Source organism: Cryobacterium arcticum, assembly GCF_003185895.1.
In the GTDB taxonomy this organism is placed as follows: Bacteria; Actinomycetota; Actinomycetes; order Actinomycetales; family Microbacteriaceae; genus Cryobacterium; species Cryobacterium arcticum.
Map to the genome: position 1 here is coordinate 1,837,543 of NZ_QHLY01000012.1, position 16,203 is coordinate 1,853,745.

The window sequence follows — 16,203 nt, forward strand, 5'->3', positions numbered from 1 at the left end:
TACGGCATCCTCCCGCCGGCTCTGCCGTTCGGTGCGCCGTGACGCGGGTTCCCGTTTGACCGCTGGCCTCTGGCCGGGAGCGGCCCGTTGTTTCCAGTGCACGGTGTCAGTCGCTCCCGAATGCGTTGATCAGGCCGCGGCGCGGGCCCCGGCGGCGAACCAGTCGCGGGTGTTCTGCACGTCGATGGCGAGCTGGTCGACTAGGGCCGGAGTGTCGACGAACGCGACCTCCGCGCGCAGGAACAGGCGCAGGTCCACCGAAAGCACCTGGTCATAGAGGTCCTCGGCGAAGTCGAGCAGGTGCGCTTCGAGCAGCGGGAAGCCGGCGTCACCGTAGTAGGTGGGGCGAGTGCCCACCGAGACCGCGGCCAGCACGCCCTCCGCCGGGAGGGAGTCGCCGTGCACGATCGCCGCCCAGATGCCGGAGTGCGCCATCAGCCCGGGCACCTCGATGTTCGCGGTGGGGAAACCGATCACCCGGCCCCAGGCGTTACCGTGGATGACCGTACCGGTGATGGTCGTCGGCCGGGTGTCGAGGGCCCGCAGGTGTGCTTCGGTCATCGTGGGTGTCTGCCTTCCGCGTCGCTTCATTCCAGGAACTGGGGCAGTCTGGCTGCCTGGTGTCTATTCCAGCATCCAGTGGTTTCAGCCGGGCGACCACAACGTTGCCGGATTATTGCGCCGCTTTACGCGCCACCCCCACGGGCGGTTCACCGGGCATAACGCCAGTCGCGCCGTTTGGCGGTGCCCGCCCCGACGGCCGGGCGGGGCGCGTGCCCGGCATCGAGGCGGCCGTGGCCGGGTAATCTGGTGCGATGAACCCCAGCATTCCGACGCCAGCGCACCACCACCACCTGGTCGTCACCCTCGTCTGCCCCGACCAGCCCGGCATTGTGCACGCCGTCAGCGGTGCCATCGTCGAGGCCCGCGGCAACATCACCGAGAGCCAGCAGTTCTCCAGCGCCGACACCGGCCGGTTCTTCATCCGCCTGCAGGTGGAGTCCCCCGCCGACCGCGACGAACTGCAGGCCGCGCTCGACCCGATCATCGAGCGCTACGCCATGACCTCGGTCATCGACGTCGTCGGCCGCCCGCTGCGCACCCTGGTGCTCGCCTCCACCGCCGGCCACTGCGTCAACGACCTGCTCTTCCGCCACCGCGGCGGCCAGCTCGCCGTCGAGGTGCCGTTGGTGCTCAGCAACCACGGCACCCTGCGCGACCTGGTCGGGTTCTACGGGGTGCCGTTCGAGTCGCTGCCGATCACGGATGCCGCCAGCAAGGCCGCCTTCGAGGCGCGCGTGGTCGAGGCGGTCGAGGAGCACGACATCGAACTGGTGGTGCTCGCCCGGTACATGCAGATCCTCTCCCCCGAACTCTGCGCGTACCTCACCGGCCGGGCCATCAACATCCACCACTCCTTCCTGCCCGGCTTCAAGGGCGCGAACCCCTACAAGCAGGCGCATGCCCGCGGTGTGAAGCTGATCGGCGCCACCGCGCACTTCGTGACCAGCGACCTCGATGAGGGCCCGATCATCGAACAGAACGTGGTGCGGGTCGACCATTCCCGCAACCCGAGCGAGCTCGTGGCGATCGGTCAGGACGAGGAGAGCCGCACCCTCACCCAGGCGGTGAAGTGGTTCGCCGAGAACCGGGTGCTGCTCGACGGCGCCCGCACCATCATCTTCAAGTAGGCCGGTCGGTAGGATTGGCAGGTGAACGACACTCCCGCCGCGCCGACCATCGGCGCCAACGACATCCTGCGCTTTCTGCTTGAGCTTTTCGCCTTCGTGAGCCTGGCGCTCTGGGGGTTCCTGGCCTGGCCGCTGCCGTGGCCGGGAGTGCTGGTGGGTATTCTCGCGCCGGCGTTCGCGATCCTGGTCTGGGCGCTGTTCCGCTCCCCCAAGGCTGTGTTCAAGCTCGACCCGTTCGGCAAGGCCATCGTGGAGATCTTCGTCTTCGGCGCCGCCGCGCTCGCCTGGTGGGACCTCGGCCAGCCGATCGTGGCCGGCGTCTTCGCCATCATCGCCACGGTCAGCGGCGTGCTCTCCGGCCGCAAAAAGCTCAGCAACTAGCCGGTCACTGCAGGGCGCCGATGATGGCGCCCATCACCGTGAACGAGACCACGTTGTACGACCCGTTGATCGCGAACAGCACCGGACTTCTGCGTTCGAACAGGTAGTTCACCCCGAACGCGGCGGCCACGAAGGTCAAGCCGGTGGCGAAACCGGCGAAGAGACCGAACCCCACCCCGTTCGAACCGATGAACGCGGCCAGGCTGATCGCCATCACGATCGCCAGGATCAGCGAACCGCCGAAGACCCGGGCCACACCGGTCTTCAGCTGTTCGTCGGTGACGCCCGCCGTGCGTTGCCAGGGCCGGGCGAAGAGCACCGAGTACCAGAGCCCGCCGATGACGAACGACGAGACCGCGGCCAGCGCGATCGCCAGCCAGTTGAATGACACGTCCATGTCTGCTCCCGAGCCCGTGGGTTCCGGCCGGTCCGGAACAGCACCACGCTAAGGCTCAGTTCGCGTTCGGCCTTGTAGAAAATTCCGGCACCCCCTCGAGCGCCTCGAGCGGCACGAACGCCGCGTAGTCGGGGCCGTACCGGGCCACGATCTCCACATACCGGCTGGGCGAGAACCCGGTGAACGCCCGGAACACCCGGATGAAGTGCGGTTGGTCGTAGTAACCGGATGCGGCCACCAGGTCGGCCCAGGTGGGCATCGGTCCCTGCAACGGCAGGGCGGCGAGAAACTGGCGGAACCGCACGATGTCGGCGTAGGCCTTGGGGGTCACCCCGCACCAGGTGCGGAACTCGTCGATCAACCGGTGGTGGCTCGTGCCGGCGAGCGCCGCGATCTCGGGGATCGGCGCATCCGGGTTGTGATGGATGGCCGCCCAGGCCCGCACGACGGCCGGCGGTGCCGCACCGGCGCGGCGCTGGGCGCGCAGGTGCGCGATCAGCACCTTCACCGCCGCGGCCGGGTCGGTGGCGCCGAGCGCGGCTGCCCGCAGCGCGTCGGTGTCGCCGAGCAGGTTCTGGCTCTCCCGCACAGTGCCGGTGAGGTCGGAGGCGGGCAGGTCGAGAAACCGGGCGGCCGCGAACGGGGCCAGTTCGGCGGCGACGTGACGGATGGCGGGTGGGCTTTGGCTCATCAGGTAGCGCGGTTGCAGACCGGAGAGGAACCCCGCCCGCAGCACCCGCACGGCGCCGGTCTGCACGTCGAAGAGCCGGTACGGGTCGGAGAGGTTGAGGATCAGGTGCAGGGCGGGCTGCGGGAAGATGCGTTCGTAACGCTGTTCGGCGGACTGCTCGAGGTACCACAGCCGTTGTACTTCCGGAGTCAGGTCGGCCGGAACGGGCACCTCGAGGTAGTCCATGGCCCCACCGTAGAACCGCCGCCGCCCCGCGGCTACTCCGGCCGGACGGCTCCCGGAGCCGGCGTCAGCGGGCGTCGGGGTCGGCGGTGGACGCCGCGGGCAGCTCGGGCGCGGGCTGGGCGGGCAGGCCGCCGGGCATCCGGGTGGCGTAGAGCGAGGTGGCCAGGAAGAGCAGCCCGCCGAGCAGGAACGCGGCCGGGTAGGAGACCGAATCGGCCAGGAAGCCGGCCACGAGCGGACCGACGATGGCGCCGAAGTCGGAGAACATCGAGAAGATCGCCACCGGGCGTCCGCCCGCGGAGCCGGCCGAGTCTCCCACGGAGGCCGCCGGCGCGGTGCCCATGAACGCCGCGGCCACCCCGTAGACGCAGAGCAGCCCGGTGAGCAGCCAGATGTTGGGGGCGAACGGGATCACGGTGATGGTGACGGCCGCCACCAGGAACGCGCCGATGATGGCGGGTTTGCGGCCGACGGTGTCGACGAACCGCGAGGCGGGCGCCAGGGCCAGGGCCTGCGCCACGGCGGCGATCGCGAAAGCGATGCCGGTCCAGGCGCTCGGACCCTTGAGCACCTCGACCACGAGTACCGGCACGAGCGCGCCACGCACCCCGAAGGACGACCAGCCCTGGGAGAAGTTCGCCAGGCAGGCGGCCCGGAACCGGGGGTCCCGCAGCACGGTGCGAAGGGGCAGCAACGGTACGGCCGCACCGGCACCGCCGGCCGCGACACGGGTAGCCGGCTGCAGCAGCACGAGGCCGATGACGCCGGCCACCGCCAGGGTGCCGGCGTAGAAGAAGAACGGAGCGGTCAGTGAGATGGTGGCGAGCAGTCCGCCGATCGCCGGCCCGGCCATGCCGCCGATGAGGAAGCCGCCCTGGTAGAAACCGACCGCGCGTCCCCGGATGCCAGGGGCGGCGGAGCGCAGCAGCAGCGTCATCGCCGCCACCGAGAACATCGCCGAGCCGATGCCGCCGGCGCCGCGCAGCAGTAACAGCTGCGGGTAGCTGCCGGCCAGGCCGACCAGCCCGCTGGAGACGGCGACGATACCGATGCCCACCGCCAGGATGGTGCGTTCCCCGGCCCAGTCGATGAGCTTGCCGCAGACCGGGCTGGCGAGAAAACGCATCAGCGCGAACGCCGACACCACGGCGCCGATCTCGAGGTTGCCCACGCCGAAGCTCTTCACGTAGACCGGCAGCACCGGCACCACCACGCCGAAGCCGACCATCACGAAGAACGCGATCACCCCGAGCACGTAGACGTCCCGGCCCAGCCGCGGTTCGTTCGCCGGTCGGCTGGAGGGAGAGCCGAACGGTCTACGGATGCGTCGCATCCTTTTAGATTAGGCCGTCGGGGGTTAGCTCCTGGCCGGCTGCGGGCGCGGCGCCAGCGGAATTCGCGCGGCCACCCCGCGGCCGCGCACGTCCTTCCGACCGCCGATCGCCCGCAGCGCGTTCAGGATGGTCGCGAGATCCACGAGTTCCTGCAGCAGTGCCCCCACCGTGGCGGGGATGACCCCGAACGCGGCCACGATCATCAGCGCGACGCTCAGCCCGATGCCCAACCAGATGCTCTGCAGGGCGATGCGGGTCGTGTCCCGGCCGATGGCCGCCGCCCGCGCCGCCCGGGACAGGTCGTCGAGCAAAATCACCGCGTCCGCGGATTCGCTGGCGGCGGTGGAACCCCTGGCGCCCATCGCGATGCCCACATCGGCCGCGGCCAGCACGGGCGCGTCATTGACACCGTCGCCGACCATGATCACCGGCCGCTCGCGGATGGCGCCGACGGCGGCCACCTTGTCGGCCGGCAGGCATTCCGCCCGAACCCGGGTGATGCCCACCTGCCGGGCCACGTGGTTCGCCGTGGGGCGGGCATCGCCGGTGAGCATCACCGACTCGTGCACTCCCAGACGGTCGAAGGCGGCCACTGTGGCGGCCGCGTTGTCGCGCACCTGGTCACTGGCGACGATGCATACGGCATACTCGCCGTCGACGGCCAGGTAGATGGCGAGTTCACCCCCGGCCAGGTCGGCCGGGTACGCGTCGGGTGCGCGCTCGGAGACGAATGAGAGCTTGCCCACCACCACCTCGCGGCTGCCGAACCGGGCGGTGACCCCGTGCGCGGGCACCTCCGTCGCGGTCTCTGTGCTCTGCAGGTCGAGCCCGCGGGTCTGGGCGGCCGCCAGCACGGATGCCGCGAGCACGTGCGAGGAGTACTGCTCGGCCGATGCGGCCAGGCCGAGCACCTCGTCGGCATCGAACCCGTTCTCGGGCAGGATCCGGTTGATGCTGGGCATGCCATAGGTGAGGGTGCCGGTCTTGTCGAAGACCACGGTCCTGGCTCGGCCGAGTGTCTCCAGTACCCCGCCGCCTTTGACGATGATGCCGTTGCGCGCCGCCCGGCTCATCCCGCCCAGGAACGCCACCGGAGCGGCCAACAGTAACGGGCACGGCGTGGCGACGACGAGCACCTCGGCGAACCGCACCGGGTCGCCGGAGACGAACCAGGCAGCACCGGCGATGACCAGGGCCACAGCGGTGAACGGCACCGCGTACCGGTCGGCGAGCCGCACGACCGGCGCCTTGCTGGCCGCCGCCTCGGCCACCAGCGCCACGATCTGCTGGTACTGGCTGTCCACGGCCAGGGCCGAGGCGCGAATGGTGACGGCGCCCTGCCCGTTGACCGACCCGCTGAGCACCGTGTCGCCGGCCCGGTGTTCCACGGGCAGGCTCTCCCCGGTGAGCGACGCCTCGTCGAAGGCGGCGGACTCCGAGACCAGGGTCCCGTCGACGGGCACGATTTCGGCCGGGCGCACCAGCAGCAGGTCGCCGACCTGCACCTGGGTGGCGGGGATGTCTTCGGCTTCGTCGTCGCCGGCGGGGATGCGGTGCGCGATCTGCGGAGCGCGGGCGAGCAGGGCGGTGAGTTCACGTTTCGCCCGCCCGTCCGCGTAGTCCTCCAGGGCTGCCCCGCCGGCCAGCATCAACACGATGATCAGGGTGGCGACGTACTCGCCGACGAGGATCGTCGCGATGATCGCCAGGATCGCGAGCACATCGAGGCCGACGGTGCCGGCACGCATCCGCCGCACCATGGCAACGCCCTCGATCACCACCACGATCACGCCGAACCCGGAGAATAGCCACTGCACGGCCACCGGCAGGCCCACCGCCCACAGCAGCAGCCCGGTCAGGCCCACTAGCAGCGTGGCGGCGAGAAGCGGGAACCGGAGGGCCGCGCCGCGGAGTGTCGACATGGCTCCATTCTCGCCTCGCGGCAGGGTCGGCGCCAGCAACCGGGGAATCCGGCCCGACACGAAAACGGGCCCCGACCGGAAAGGTCGGGGCCCGTTGCCGGAAGACGAAGGGTCAGGCCAGGCGGGTCGACAGGTTGTCGCTGATCGCGGCCAGGAACTCCTCGGTGGTGAGGTAACCCTGGTCCGGGCCTACGAGCAGGGCGAGGTCCTTGGTCATCTTGCCGCTCTCGACCGTCTTCACGACCACGTCTTCGAGGGTGTGCGCGAATTCCGCGAGCGCCGGGTTCTCATCGAGCTTGGCGCGGTGCGACAGGCCCCGGGTCCAGGCGTAGATCGACGCGATCGGGTTGGTCGAGGTGGGCTTGCCCTGCTGGTGCTGGCGGTAGTGCCGGGTCACGGTGCCGTGCGCGGCCTCGGCCTCGACGACACTGCCGTCGGGGGTGGAGAGCACGCTGGTCATCAGGCCGAGCGAACCGAAGCCCTGCGCCACGGTGTCGGACTGCACGTCGCCGTCGTAGTTCTTGCAGGCCCAGACGTAGCCGCCCTCCCACTTCATCGCGGATGCGACCATGTCGTCGATCAGGCGGTGCTCGTAGGTGAGGCCGGCGGCCTCGAAGCGGTCCTTGAACTCGGTGTCGAAGATCTCCTGAAAGATGTCCTTGAAGCGGCCGTCGTAGGCCTTGAGGATGGTGTTCTTGGTCGACAGGTAGACCGGGTAGTTGCGTTCGAGGCCGTAGTTCAGCGAGGCGCGGGCGAAGTCGATGATCGACTTGTCCAGGTTGTACATGCCCATCGCCACGCCGCTGCCCGGGGCCTGGAAGACCTCGAACTGCTGCGGGTCGCCGCCGTCCTTCGGGGTGAAGGTCATGGTGAGGGTGCCTTCGCCCTCGAAGCGGAAGTTGGTGGCGCGGTACTGGTCGCCGAAGGCGTGGCGGCCGATGATGATCGGCTTGTTCCAGCCCGGCACCAGGCGCGGGATGTTGGAGATGATGATCGGCTCACGGAAGATGGTGCCGCCGAGGATGTTGCGGATGGTGCCGTTGGGCGATGCCCACATCTTCTTCAGGCCGAATTCCTCGACCCGAGCCTCGTCGGGCGTGATGGTGGCGCACTTCACGCCGACGCCGTGCTTCTGGATGGCGTGGGCAGCGTCGATCGTGATCTGGTCGTCGGTCTCGTCCCGCTTCTGGATCGAGAGGTCATAGTACTCGAGGTCGATGTCGAGGTACGGGTGAATCAGGGAGTCCTTGATGGCCTGCCAGATGATGCGGGTCATCTCGTCCCCGTCCAGCTCGACGACAGTACCTGCAACCTTGATCTTCGACAATGGATTCTCCTCAGTGAGTCGGGGCATGGTGGCCGTGAACAATCCTAGCCGAGGAGCCTAACTGTCTCGACATCGAGAGAGTTGGCCGGGCCGGCCGCGCTGTCCCCCTATGTTCCGACTATCAGCGGCCGCGACCGGGCGATAGCCTTGGGGTATGCCTGAACTGCGACTCGAAGACCTGTCCGCACGCAACATCGTCGCGGCCAACAGCCTGAGCCTCAAGCCCGGTCAGGAGCAATTCATTGCGCCGGTCTCGTACTCGGTCGCGGCATCCGTGATCAACCCCAACACAGCCTGGCAACGGGTGGTGCTGCTCGACGGCGAGGTCGCCGGGTTCATCCACGGCAACTTCGACCCCGATTCCCCGCAGGAAGAATTCCGGGCCTGCATCTGGCGCATCAACGTCGACGCGGAGGCGCAGGGCATGGGTGTGGGCAAGTTCGCCGCAGACGCCCTCGCCGAGGAAGCCCGCCACCGCGGCTTCGAGCGGATCACCGTGATCTGGGAGCCCGGCGAAGACGGCCCAGAGGCGTTCTTCCACCGCATCGGCTTCGTCGACATCGGCGAGACCCAATTCGGCGAGGTCATCGGCGCGCTCACGCTCTAACCGGCTCATGCGCCAGTCCCCGAACAGCGCCTTCGTCGCCGCGGTGCTCGATATCGTCGATGCCATCCCGTCCGGCCGGGTGATGACCTACGGCGACGTGGCCGCCACCCTGGGATCCCGGGCCGCCCGCGTGGTGGGTCAGGTGATGGCCCAGTTCGGGGCGGATGCGCCGTGGTGGCGGGTGATCCGGGCCGGCGGGCATCCGCCGATCGGCCATGAGGCCCGGGCCCTCGAGCACTACCGGGCCGAACAGACACCATTGGTGACCCCGGCGCAGCCGGAGGGCGCCTACCGGGTCGACCTCGGCCGGGCCCGCTGGCGCCCCTGAGTCACGCCTGCGGCACCGCCAGTTCGGGCTTGCCCACCTCGGACTGAGTGTCGGCGGTCGGTGCCTCTGGGCTCGGCGTGGCCGCGTTCGGTGCAGCCGCCTCGGCCCCGGCCAGCCGGCCCTGCCATTCCTTCACGAGCACCGGCTGATCGATGCCCAGCACCGCCACCGGGCGGCCGCCCCGGCGGTAGACGGTGAGCAGATCATTGGTGTCCACGCTGCCGGCCTCCACCGTCGCGTCCTCGCCGCCGTGCACCCGGCCGGCGAATTGCAGGCGCTTGCCGCCCTGCTCCGAGGCGAGCCGGCTGGGCCGCTGCGGACCGCCGGCGGGATCGCCGAGCAGCGCCGCCATGGCGATCGCCGGGCGGTTGCGGGTGTCGCTCCAGTGCTCGATCCGGCGGTGCTCGCCGGTCACCGGGTCGAGCCAGGCAGCGCAGTCGCCGACAGCGACCACCCCGGGTACGCCGGTGGCTCCCACCTCGTCGCACACCACCCCGCCGCGCAGGTCGAGACCGGAATCGCCGAGCCAGCCGACCAGCGGCACCGACCCGATGTCGAGCAGCACCACATCGGCGCCGATCTCCTCGCCGGTGGTCAGGCGCACGCCGGACACCCAGCCTGGGCCGATCAGTTCGGCCACGCGCAGGTCGGTGCGCACCTCGGTGCCGGCCAGGGCGTGCAGCCGGTGCACCGCATCGGCGACGGTGCGGCCGAAGGCGCTGCAGAGCGCATCCGTCGTGCTGCCGATCACGGTCACGTCCATGCCCAGTTCCCGCGCGGTCGATGCCACCTCGAGACCCACGACGCCGGACCCGACCACGACCATACGGCCGCCGGGCAGCAGCTCTTCCCGCAGGGCGAGCGCGTCCTCCACCGTACGCAGGGTGTGCACCCCGCGGGGCATGTTCTCGAACCGGCGGGCAGCCGAACCGGTGGCGATCACGACAGCGTCGGCGTCGATGGTGCGACCGTTGACCAGGGTCACCCGATGCGTAGCCGGGTCGAGGCCCGCCGCGGCCACGCCCAGCTGCCAGTGCACGTCGAGATCCTCGGTGGGCGACTCGAGAGCCAGTTCGCCGATCGTGGTCTGCCCGGTGAGGAAGCCACGGCCGAGCGGCGGCCGGTCGTAAGGGCGGTGCCGTTCGCCGCCGACCACGGTGATGCGGCCGGTGAAGCCGTGTGCGCGCAGAGCGGCGGCACTGGCGTAGCCGACCACCCCCGCGCCCACGATGGTGACTGAATCCATGCTGTGTGATCCCCCGATCAGACTGGTCGCCGGGTGGGGACCCGGCGCCGGTACGGGAACGAGAGTGTTCTCATTCGTGGGCGTGTGATGTTCTGTTCAGCCCAGATTCACTCGCGGCCCGGGGCGTGTCAAGCGCGCCGGGCGGGTTCCCGGCGAGTGGTTCGAAGCCCTTGACATGCCTGAAACACGGCGGACTCAAAGCGCCGAAAAATGCCACATCGGGGCCCGAAAACCAACCGGTCGCGAGGATTTCCCTCCCCCCTCCGCGAACCGTGAGCAAAGCCCCGAAAGTTCCCGGATTCTGGGGCTTAGCTCACGGTTCGCGGCAGGAGTAGGGTGCCCGCATGGATGCGCCAGAGAACGCCAACGAGGATTTCGTCGACCCGGTGAGCACCAACCCGGAGCACTACCGGGTGTTGTTCGACAACGAACGGGTGCGGGTGCTCGAATACCGCGATGAGCCGGGCGATGAGACCACGCCGCACCGGCATCCGGACAGCGTGATGGTCACCCTGGGCGCGTTCCGGCGCCGGCTCTCGGTCGACGACCGGGTGTTCGACGCGGTATTGGAGGCCGGGGAAGCCCGCTGGCTGCCCGCGCAGAGCCATTCCGGCGAGAACACCGGCGACACCCCCACCCGGGCGATCTTCGTCGAGCTCAAGGCTCCCCCGCTCGAGCCGGATGCGTCTCCTCTGGGCCCCAGCTAGCCCTTCGAGCCGTGAGACAAGCACCCAAAATCGCAGGATTCTGGGGCTTAGCTCACGGCTCGCGAGGGGGTCAGACCAGGGATTCCCGCCAGGCGGCGTGCAGGCGCGAGAACCGGCCGGTGCCCGAGATGAGCATGTCGGGCGTGCCGTCCTCCACGATCACGCCGTTCTCCATCACCAGCACCCGGTCGGCGATCGCCACGGTCGACAACCGGTGCGCGATGATCACCGCGGTACGGTCGCTGAGCAGCGTCTGCAACGCCTCCTGCACCAACCGTTCGCTGGGGATGTCGAGCGACGAGGTGGCCTCGTCGAGGATCAGCACCGCCGGGTCGGCCAGGAACGCCCGCGCGAAGGAGATCAGCTGGCGCTGCCCGGCCGAGACCCGGCCGCCGCGCTTGTTCACGTCGGTGTCGTAGCCGCCGGGCAGCCCCTCGATGAACTCGTGCGCTCCCACCGCCCGGGCGGCCGCTTCGATCTCCGACCTGCTTGCTCCGGGCTTGCCGATCGCGATGTTGTCGGCGACGCTGCCGCTGAACAGGTAGGCCTCCTGGGTGACCATGACGATGGCCCGGCGCAGGTCCTTCGGGTGCAGGTCGCGCAGATCGACGCCGTCGAGCAGCACCCGGCCGTGCGAGGGGTCGTAGAACCGGGAGATCAGCTTCGCCAGCGTCGACTTGCCCGCGCCGGTCGACCCGACCAGGGCAATGGTCTGCCCGGGTTCGAGGGTGAGGTCGAAGTACGGCAGGATGACCCGGTCGGCCTGGTACTCGAATTGCACCCGGTCGAACTGTACGGCGCCCTTCGACGTCCACAGGTCCACCGGCTTGACCGGGTCGGGCACGCCGGGCTGCTCCTCGAGCACCCCGGAGATCTTCTCCAGCGCGGCCGCGGCGGACTGGTAGGAGTTGTAGAACATCGCCATCTCCTCCATCGGGTCGAAGAACCGACGGGTGTACAGCAGCGCGGCGAGCAGCGCGCCGATCGCCAGCGAGCCGTCGGCCACGCGGAAGCCGCCGACCAGGAGCACGGCGGCGACGGTGACGTTGCCGATCAGGATCAGGCCGGGGTCGAAAACCCCGAACAGCTGGATGACCCTGGCGTTGACCAGCCGGTAGGTCTCGACGAGCTTGCCGAAGACCCGCTCGTTGCGCGGCTCGGTGCGGAACGCCTTGACCGCGCGGATGCCGGTCATGGTCTCGACGAACTGCACGATCAGGCTGGCCGAGGCCGTGCGGGACTGGCGGAACAGGTGCTGCGAGCGCACCTGGAACCAGCGGGTGAGCGCGAGCAGCGGCACGAGCGCGACCAGCAGCACCAGCCCGCTCACCCCGTCGAGGGTCACCAGCGCGATGGCGGTGAACACCATGTAGAGCAGACCCTGCACGAGCTGGTTGATGCCGGAGTCGAGCAGTTCGCGGATCGCATCCAGGTCGCTGGTCTGCCGGGAGATGATGCGCCCGGAGGTGTACGACTCGTGGAATTCGAGGCTGAGCCGCTGGGTCTGCAGGAACACCCGCTTGCGCAGGTCGATCAGCACGGCCTGGCTGATCCGGGCGGACAGCACGGTGTACCAGGCGATCAGGAGGGCCCCGGTGATACCGGCGACCAGGTAGACGACACCGGTCGCGGCCAGCGGCACCCAGTCCTGCTGGAGCAGGGCGGGCAGGCCCTTGTCGATGCCGTAGGCGATCAGCGCGGGTCCGGCCACCTGGGCGGCGGTGGACACCACGACCACGAGCATTGCCACGACCACCGACCAGCGCACCGGGAACAACAGCGAGCCGAGCAGGCGCAGCGAACGGCGGCGGATCTGGGCGCTCTCCGCCTTGGTGTAGTCGACGCGTTCTTCGCCTTCGACGCCGGTGACACTCACAGTGCTTCCTCCGCTCGCTGGGACTCTCGTCGTTCTTCGTCTTCCAGGCTGGAAATGACGAACTTGTAGTGCGGGCTCGTGGCCAGCAGTTCGGAGTGCGTGCCGACCGCGGTGATCCGGCCCGCTTCGAGCAGGGCCACTCGGTCGGCGAGCATCACCGTGGACGGCCGGTGCGCCACGATCAGCGCCGTGGTCGAGGCGAGCACCCGGCGCAGGGCCGCTTCCACCAGGGATTCGGTGTTCACGTCGAGCGCTGAGAGCGGGTCGTCGAGCACGAGCACGGCCGGCGCGGCGGCGACGGCGCGAGCCAGGGCCACGCGCTGCCGCTGACCACCGGAGAGGCTCATGCCTTCCTCGCCGACGAGGGTGTCGACCCCGTCGGGCAGGTCGTGCACGAACCCGGCCTGCGCGATCTCCAGCGCCTCGGCGAGCACCGCGTCGGCCTCCGGGCTGCGCTCGGCGAACTCCGGCCGGCCCAGCAGCACGTTCTCCCGCACGGAGGCCGAGAACAGGGTGGCGTCTTCGAACGCCATCGCGATGTGGCGGCGCAGCTCATCGCGGCGCAGGGCCCGCACGTCGACCCCATCGAGGGTCACCGAGCCATCCGTCACGTCGTAGAGCCGGGTGGTCAGCGCCGTCAGGGTGGACTTGCCCGAGCCGGTGAGGCCGACCAGGGCCATGGTCTCGCCGGGTTCGAGTTCGAGGTCGACCCCGTCGAGCAGGTCGGGGAAGCGTTCGGGCGAGTCCGCGTAGCGGAAGTGCACGTTCTCGAACGCCAGCCGGCCGCGCGGGCTGGTGATGGTGACCGGGCGCGGCGGGTCGGTGATGGTGTTCGGGGTGTCGAGGATGTCGAAGAACCTGTCGGTGGCGGTGCGGGTGTCGAAGGTCATCGAGAGCAGGAACCCGATCGACTCCACCGGGAAGCGCAGCACGGTGGCGGTGGCGAAGAACGCCACCAGTTCACCGACGCTGAGCTGGCCCTGACTGGTTAGCCAGACACCGGAGACCAGGCAGAGCGCGAACGCCACGTCGGGCACCAGCAGCAGCCACAGCCAGATGCCGGCGATGGCGCGGGCCTTCTCGATTTCGGTACCTCGCAGTTCTTCGGCCTGGTTGGCGAAGCTTTTCAGCGCGAAGCTGCCGCGGCCGAAAGCCTTGAGCACCCGGATGCCGTGCACGGATTCCTCCACGGCGGTCGCCAGGTCGCCGGACTGGTCCTGGCTGCGCCGGGCGATCACCGAGTACTTCTCCTCGAAGACGTAGCCGTAGATCCAGATCGGGATCGAGCAGACCAGGAAGATCAGGCCGAGGATCCAGTTCATCGACACCAGGATCACCACGCCGGCGAGGATGGTGAGGAAGTTGACCACCAGAAGCACCAGGCCGAAGGAGATCCAGCGGCGGATCATGTTGAGGTCGCTGATGGCGCGCGAGAGCAGCTGCCCGCTCGGCCAGCGGTCGTGGAAGGTCACGGGCAGGTCCTGCAGCCGGGCGTAGAGCGCGTTGCGCATCCGGGACTCGATGTGGGTACCGGGCACCAGCACGAACCAGCGGCGCAGGGCGATCATGCCGGCTTCGAGCACACCGAGACCGAGCACCAACAGCACGGCGGGCCAGATCGGGGCGGTATCGCCCTCGCTGAGGGCGCCGTCGACCAGGCGCTGCAGCACCTGCGGGATGGCCAGGGCCACGAGGGAGGCGAGCAGTGCCGACAGCATGCCCAGGCCGATGCGCGGCAGGGCCGGTTTGGCGTAGGGGTAGAGCCGCAGGAGAGTGCGGAAAGTGTTGGGCCGCGCGACGGGTTCGGGCGCGACGTGGGGCGGATGCTGTGGTGCGGTGGTGGTCATGAATCGTTCCTGACTGGGCCCAGGCGGCAGCGTGCTGCCGTTCGGGGTGAATGATGACTGCTGTGGGTGCCATGGCCGTGGCGGGGCCGTCGGCTACCGGGGTGAGGGCGGCGAACCGCGCCTACGATGGGCGAGAAGCCCGGGAGAGATGTGTGCCCGCGAACTCGCGGGTCTGAGGTGGACGGGCCGGGCGCCTAGGCGGAGGCGAATCGGAGCGCCGGAACAGAGGCAGCGCCGGTCGCAGTGCGTGCGATCCTGGTGCGAGCTGTCTGTGTCATGTTGGCCTCCTGAGCGCGTCGTGTCATCGTCTTGTGCCCCCCTGTTCAGGCAGCCTTCCAGAATAGGGCTGGACTGATGGGTAACGCAAGAACTATTTCGGATCGGTGCTGCCCTGGCCACACGGGCCGGCTGCTGCTCGGCGGGCTCAGCGCACCCGCACGCTCAGGCAGGTGACGCAGCCTTCGAGCTTCTCGAATTCGGTCACGTCGACCGTCACGACCCGGTAGCCGAGCCCGGTGAGCAGGGCGGCGGTCTGCGGTGCGGAGGAGGACATCAGCACGGAATGTTCGTCGAGCACGACCACGGCCGTGCCCTCGGCCTCCGGCACGGCCAGGAACTTATCGAACAGCGCCGGGTCATCCACCAGCGGTGGATACCCGATCACGGTGCCATCGGGAAGCGCCGTGACCGCCGTTTTCAGGTGCAGGGCGCGGGTCACCGGCACGGCGACGACGGAGTAGCCGATCGGTTCGACAATGGCGGCGAGCTGGCGCAACCCCTCGGCGTTGGTACGCAGGGTCTGGCCCACGTAGACCGTGCGACCCACCTTGAGCACATCGCCGCCCTCGAGCGTGCCGGGCAGCTCGAGCCTGTGCACGGTCAGCCCGAGCCCGGCCAGGGCGACTTCGGCGCCGCGGGTTTCGCCGCGCCGGCTGGGCGCACCGGGACTGGTGAGCACGGCGGTGTCACCGAACAGCACCACGGCGTCTTCGATGAACACCGAGTCGGGCTGGTCGGGCGCCGGCTCCACCTCGGTGGCCGCCCAGCCCTCCGCGCGCAGCGCCTCGACGTACCCGGCCCACTGTCGACGGGCCAGCTCGAGGTCGATCGGCACGCGGTCGATGTGGGTGACCTGCCCCTCGGCGAGGATGTCGACGGGCCGGCGCACAAGTGCGCGCTTGGCGGCGCCCGTCGACGTCGTGCCGGTCTGAAGGTCTGAGTCACCCGAGGTTGTCATGCGCACAGCCTAAAACACCTGCGCCCGCCGCGATCCGCGGTCGGCCCGCGCTGCCCGATTCGAGTTGCCACGTGACTCCCTCGGCACCCTCCGCATCGATTTGCCACTTGATGCCCCTTCGCACCCGCCCAAGCGGCGTGAACTGGCAACTCATCGACGCAGCCCCCGCCGAGATACCAGTTGAGGCCCCTTCCCGGGCGCCCAATGGGCCCAAAGTGGCATCTCGGCGAAAGTCGCGCCTGTCAGTTGCCGCAAAGTGCCCCCTCGGATGCCTGCAAGAGGCCATTCCCCGCAACTCGGCGAACGCCGCATCCGTCAGTTGCCTCAAAGCGCCCTTCGGATGCGCCGGATGCCCGGGCGCCCCCGGCTGCTGCGCCGGGCGAGATA

The 16,203-nt window shown here is 69.4% G+C and carries 15 protein-coding genes; 5 read left to right on the top strand and 10 right to left on the bottom strand.

The genetic code is table 11. The annotated features are described in order from the left end of the window. Window positions 1-129: 129 nt before the first annotated feature. Window positions 130-561 carry a riboflavin kinase gene (locus tag CTB96_RS18420; RefSeq protein ID WP_181397336.1) on the bottom strand — a complete coding sequence of 144 codons (432 nt, stop codon included), beginning with the start codon at window positions 559-561 and terminating at the stop codon, window positions 130-132. A gap of 254 nt (window positions 562-815) precedes the next feature. On the opposite strand from CTB96_RS18420, the gene purU reads away from it, so the two are divergent. Next, window positions 816-1,691, top strand: a complete 876-nt coding sequence (purU, locus tag CTB96_RS18425) for a formyltetrahydrofolate deformylase (RefSeq protein WP_110128230.1) — start codon at window positions 816-818, stop codon at window positions 1,689-1,691. Between the two features lie 21 nt (window positions 1,692-1,712). Then, a complete protein-coding gene (locus CTB96_RS18430; protein WP_110128231.1) occupies window positions 1,713-2,072 on the top strand; it encodes a YrdB family protein in 360 nt (119 codons plus the stop codon). Window positions 2,073-2,076: 4 nt separating this feature from the next. Here the strand turns inward: CTB96_RS18430 and CTB96_RS18435 are convergent, their stop codons facing one another. From CTB96_RS18435 to CTB96_RS18455, 5 genes are all read right to left on the bottom strand, one after another. Beyond that, window positions 2,077-2,469 carry a DUF1761 domain-containing protein gene (locus tag CTB96_RS18435; RefSeq protein ID WP_110128232.1) on the bottom strand — a complete coding sequence of 131 codons (393 nt, stop codon included), beginning with the start codon at window positions 2,467-2,469 and terminating at the stop codon, window positions 2,077-2,079. 55 nt (window positions 2,470-2,524) lie between these two features. Then, a complete protein-coding gene (locus CTB96_RS18440) occupies window positions 2,525-3,385 on the bottom strand; it encodes a helix-turn-helix domain-containing protein (protein WP_110128233.1) in 861 nt (286 codons plus the stop codon). A 64-nt stretch (window positions 3,386-3,449) separates the two neighbouring features. Further along, complete coding sequence (locus tag CTB96_RS18445) at window positions 3,450-4,718, bottom strand: MFS transporter (protein WP_110128234.1); 1,269 nt, start codon at window positions 4,716-4,718, stop codon at window positions 3,450-3,452. 24 nt (window positions 4,719-4,742) lie between these two features. Further along, entirely contained in the window at window positions 4,743-6,641 is a 1,899-nt protein-coding gene (locus CTB96_RS18450; protein ID WP_110128235.1) for a heavy metal translocating P-type ATPase, read from the bottom strand. Window positions 6,642-6,753: 112 nt separating this feature from the next. Further along, window positions 6,754-7,968 (bottom strand): NADP-dependent isocitrate dehydrogenase, encoded by a 1,215-nt coding sequence (locus CTB96_RS18455; protein ID WP_110128236.1) that lies wholly within the window; start codon window positions 7,966-7,968, stop codon window positions 6,754-6,756. A 154-nt stretch (window positions 7,969-8,122) separates the two neighbouring features. Here CTB96_RS18455 and CTB96_RS18460 point away from each other — a divergent pair, with 154 nt between their 5' ends. After that, window positions 8,123-8,575 carry a GNAT family N-acetyltransferase gene (locus CTB96_RS18460; RefSeq protein WP_110128237.1) on the top strand — a complete coding sequence of 151 codons (453 nt, stop codon included), beginning with the start codon at window positions 8,123-8,125 and terminating at the stop codon, window positions 8,573-8,575. Window positions 8,576-8,582: 7 nt separating this feature from the next. Beyond that, a complete protein-coding gene (locus CTB96_RS18465) occupies window positions 8,583-8,903 on the top strand; it encodes an MGMT family protein (RefSeq protein WP_110128238.1) in 321 nt (106 codons plus the stop codon). A 1-nt stretch (window position 8,904) separates the two neighbouring features. Here CTB96_RS18465 and CTB96_RS18470 read toward each other — a convergent pair whose 3' ends face one another. Then, window positions 8,905-10,149 carry an NAD(P)/FAD-dependent oxidoreductase gene (locus CTB96_RS18470; RefSeq protein WP_110128239.1) on the bottom strand — a complete coding sequence of 415 codons (1,245 nt, stop codon included), beginning with the start codon at window positions 10,147-10,149 and terminating at the stop codon, window positions 8,905-8,907. 344 nt (window positions 10,150-10,493) lie between these two features. Between CTB96_RS18470 and CTB96_RS18475 the strand changes: the two genes are divergently transcribed. Beyond that, window positions 10,494-10,856 (top strand): cupin domain-containing protein, encoded by a 363-nt coding sequence (locus CTB96_RS18475; protein WP_110128240.1) that lies wholly within the window; start codon window positions 10,494-10,496, stop codon window positions 10,854-10,856. Between the two features lie 70 nt (window positions 10,857-10,926). Here the strand turns inward: CTB96_RS18475 and CTB96_RS18480 are convergent, their stop codons facing one another. From CTB96_RS18480 to ddaH, 3 genes are all read right to left on the bottom strand, one after another. Next, window positions 10,927-12,732, bottom strand: coding sequence for an ABC transporter ATP-binding protein (locus tag CTB96_RS18480; RefSeq protein WP_110128241.1), 1,806 nt, complete (start codon window positions 12,730-12,732; stop codon window positions 10,927-10,929). Continuing rightward, window positions 12,729-14,579, bottom strand: a complete 1,851-nt coding sequence (locus tag CTB96_RS18485; RefSeq protein WP_110128242.1) for an ABC transporter ATP-binding protein — start codon at window positions 14,577-14,579, stop codon at window positions 12,729-12,731. The genes CTB96_RS18480 and CTB96_RS18485 overlap by 4 nt, the downstream gene beginning before the upstream one ends. Before the next feature lie 424 nt (window positions 14,580-15,003). Further along, entirely contained in the window at window positions 15,004-15,816 is an 813-nt protein-coding gene (gene ddaH / locus CTB96_RS18490; protein ID WP_110128243.1) for a dimethylargininase, read from the bottom strand. Between the last annotated feature and the right edge of the window lie 387 nt (window positions 15,817-16,203).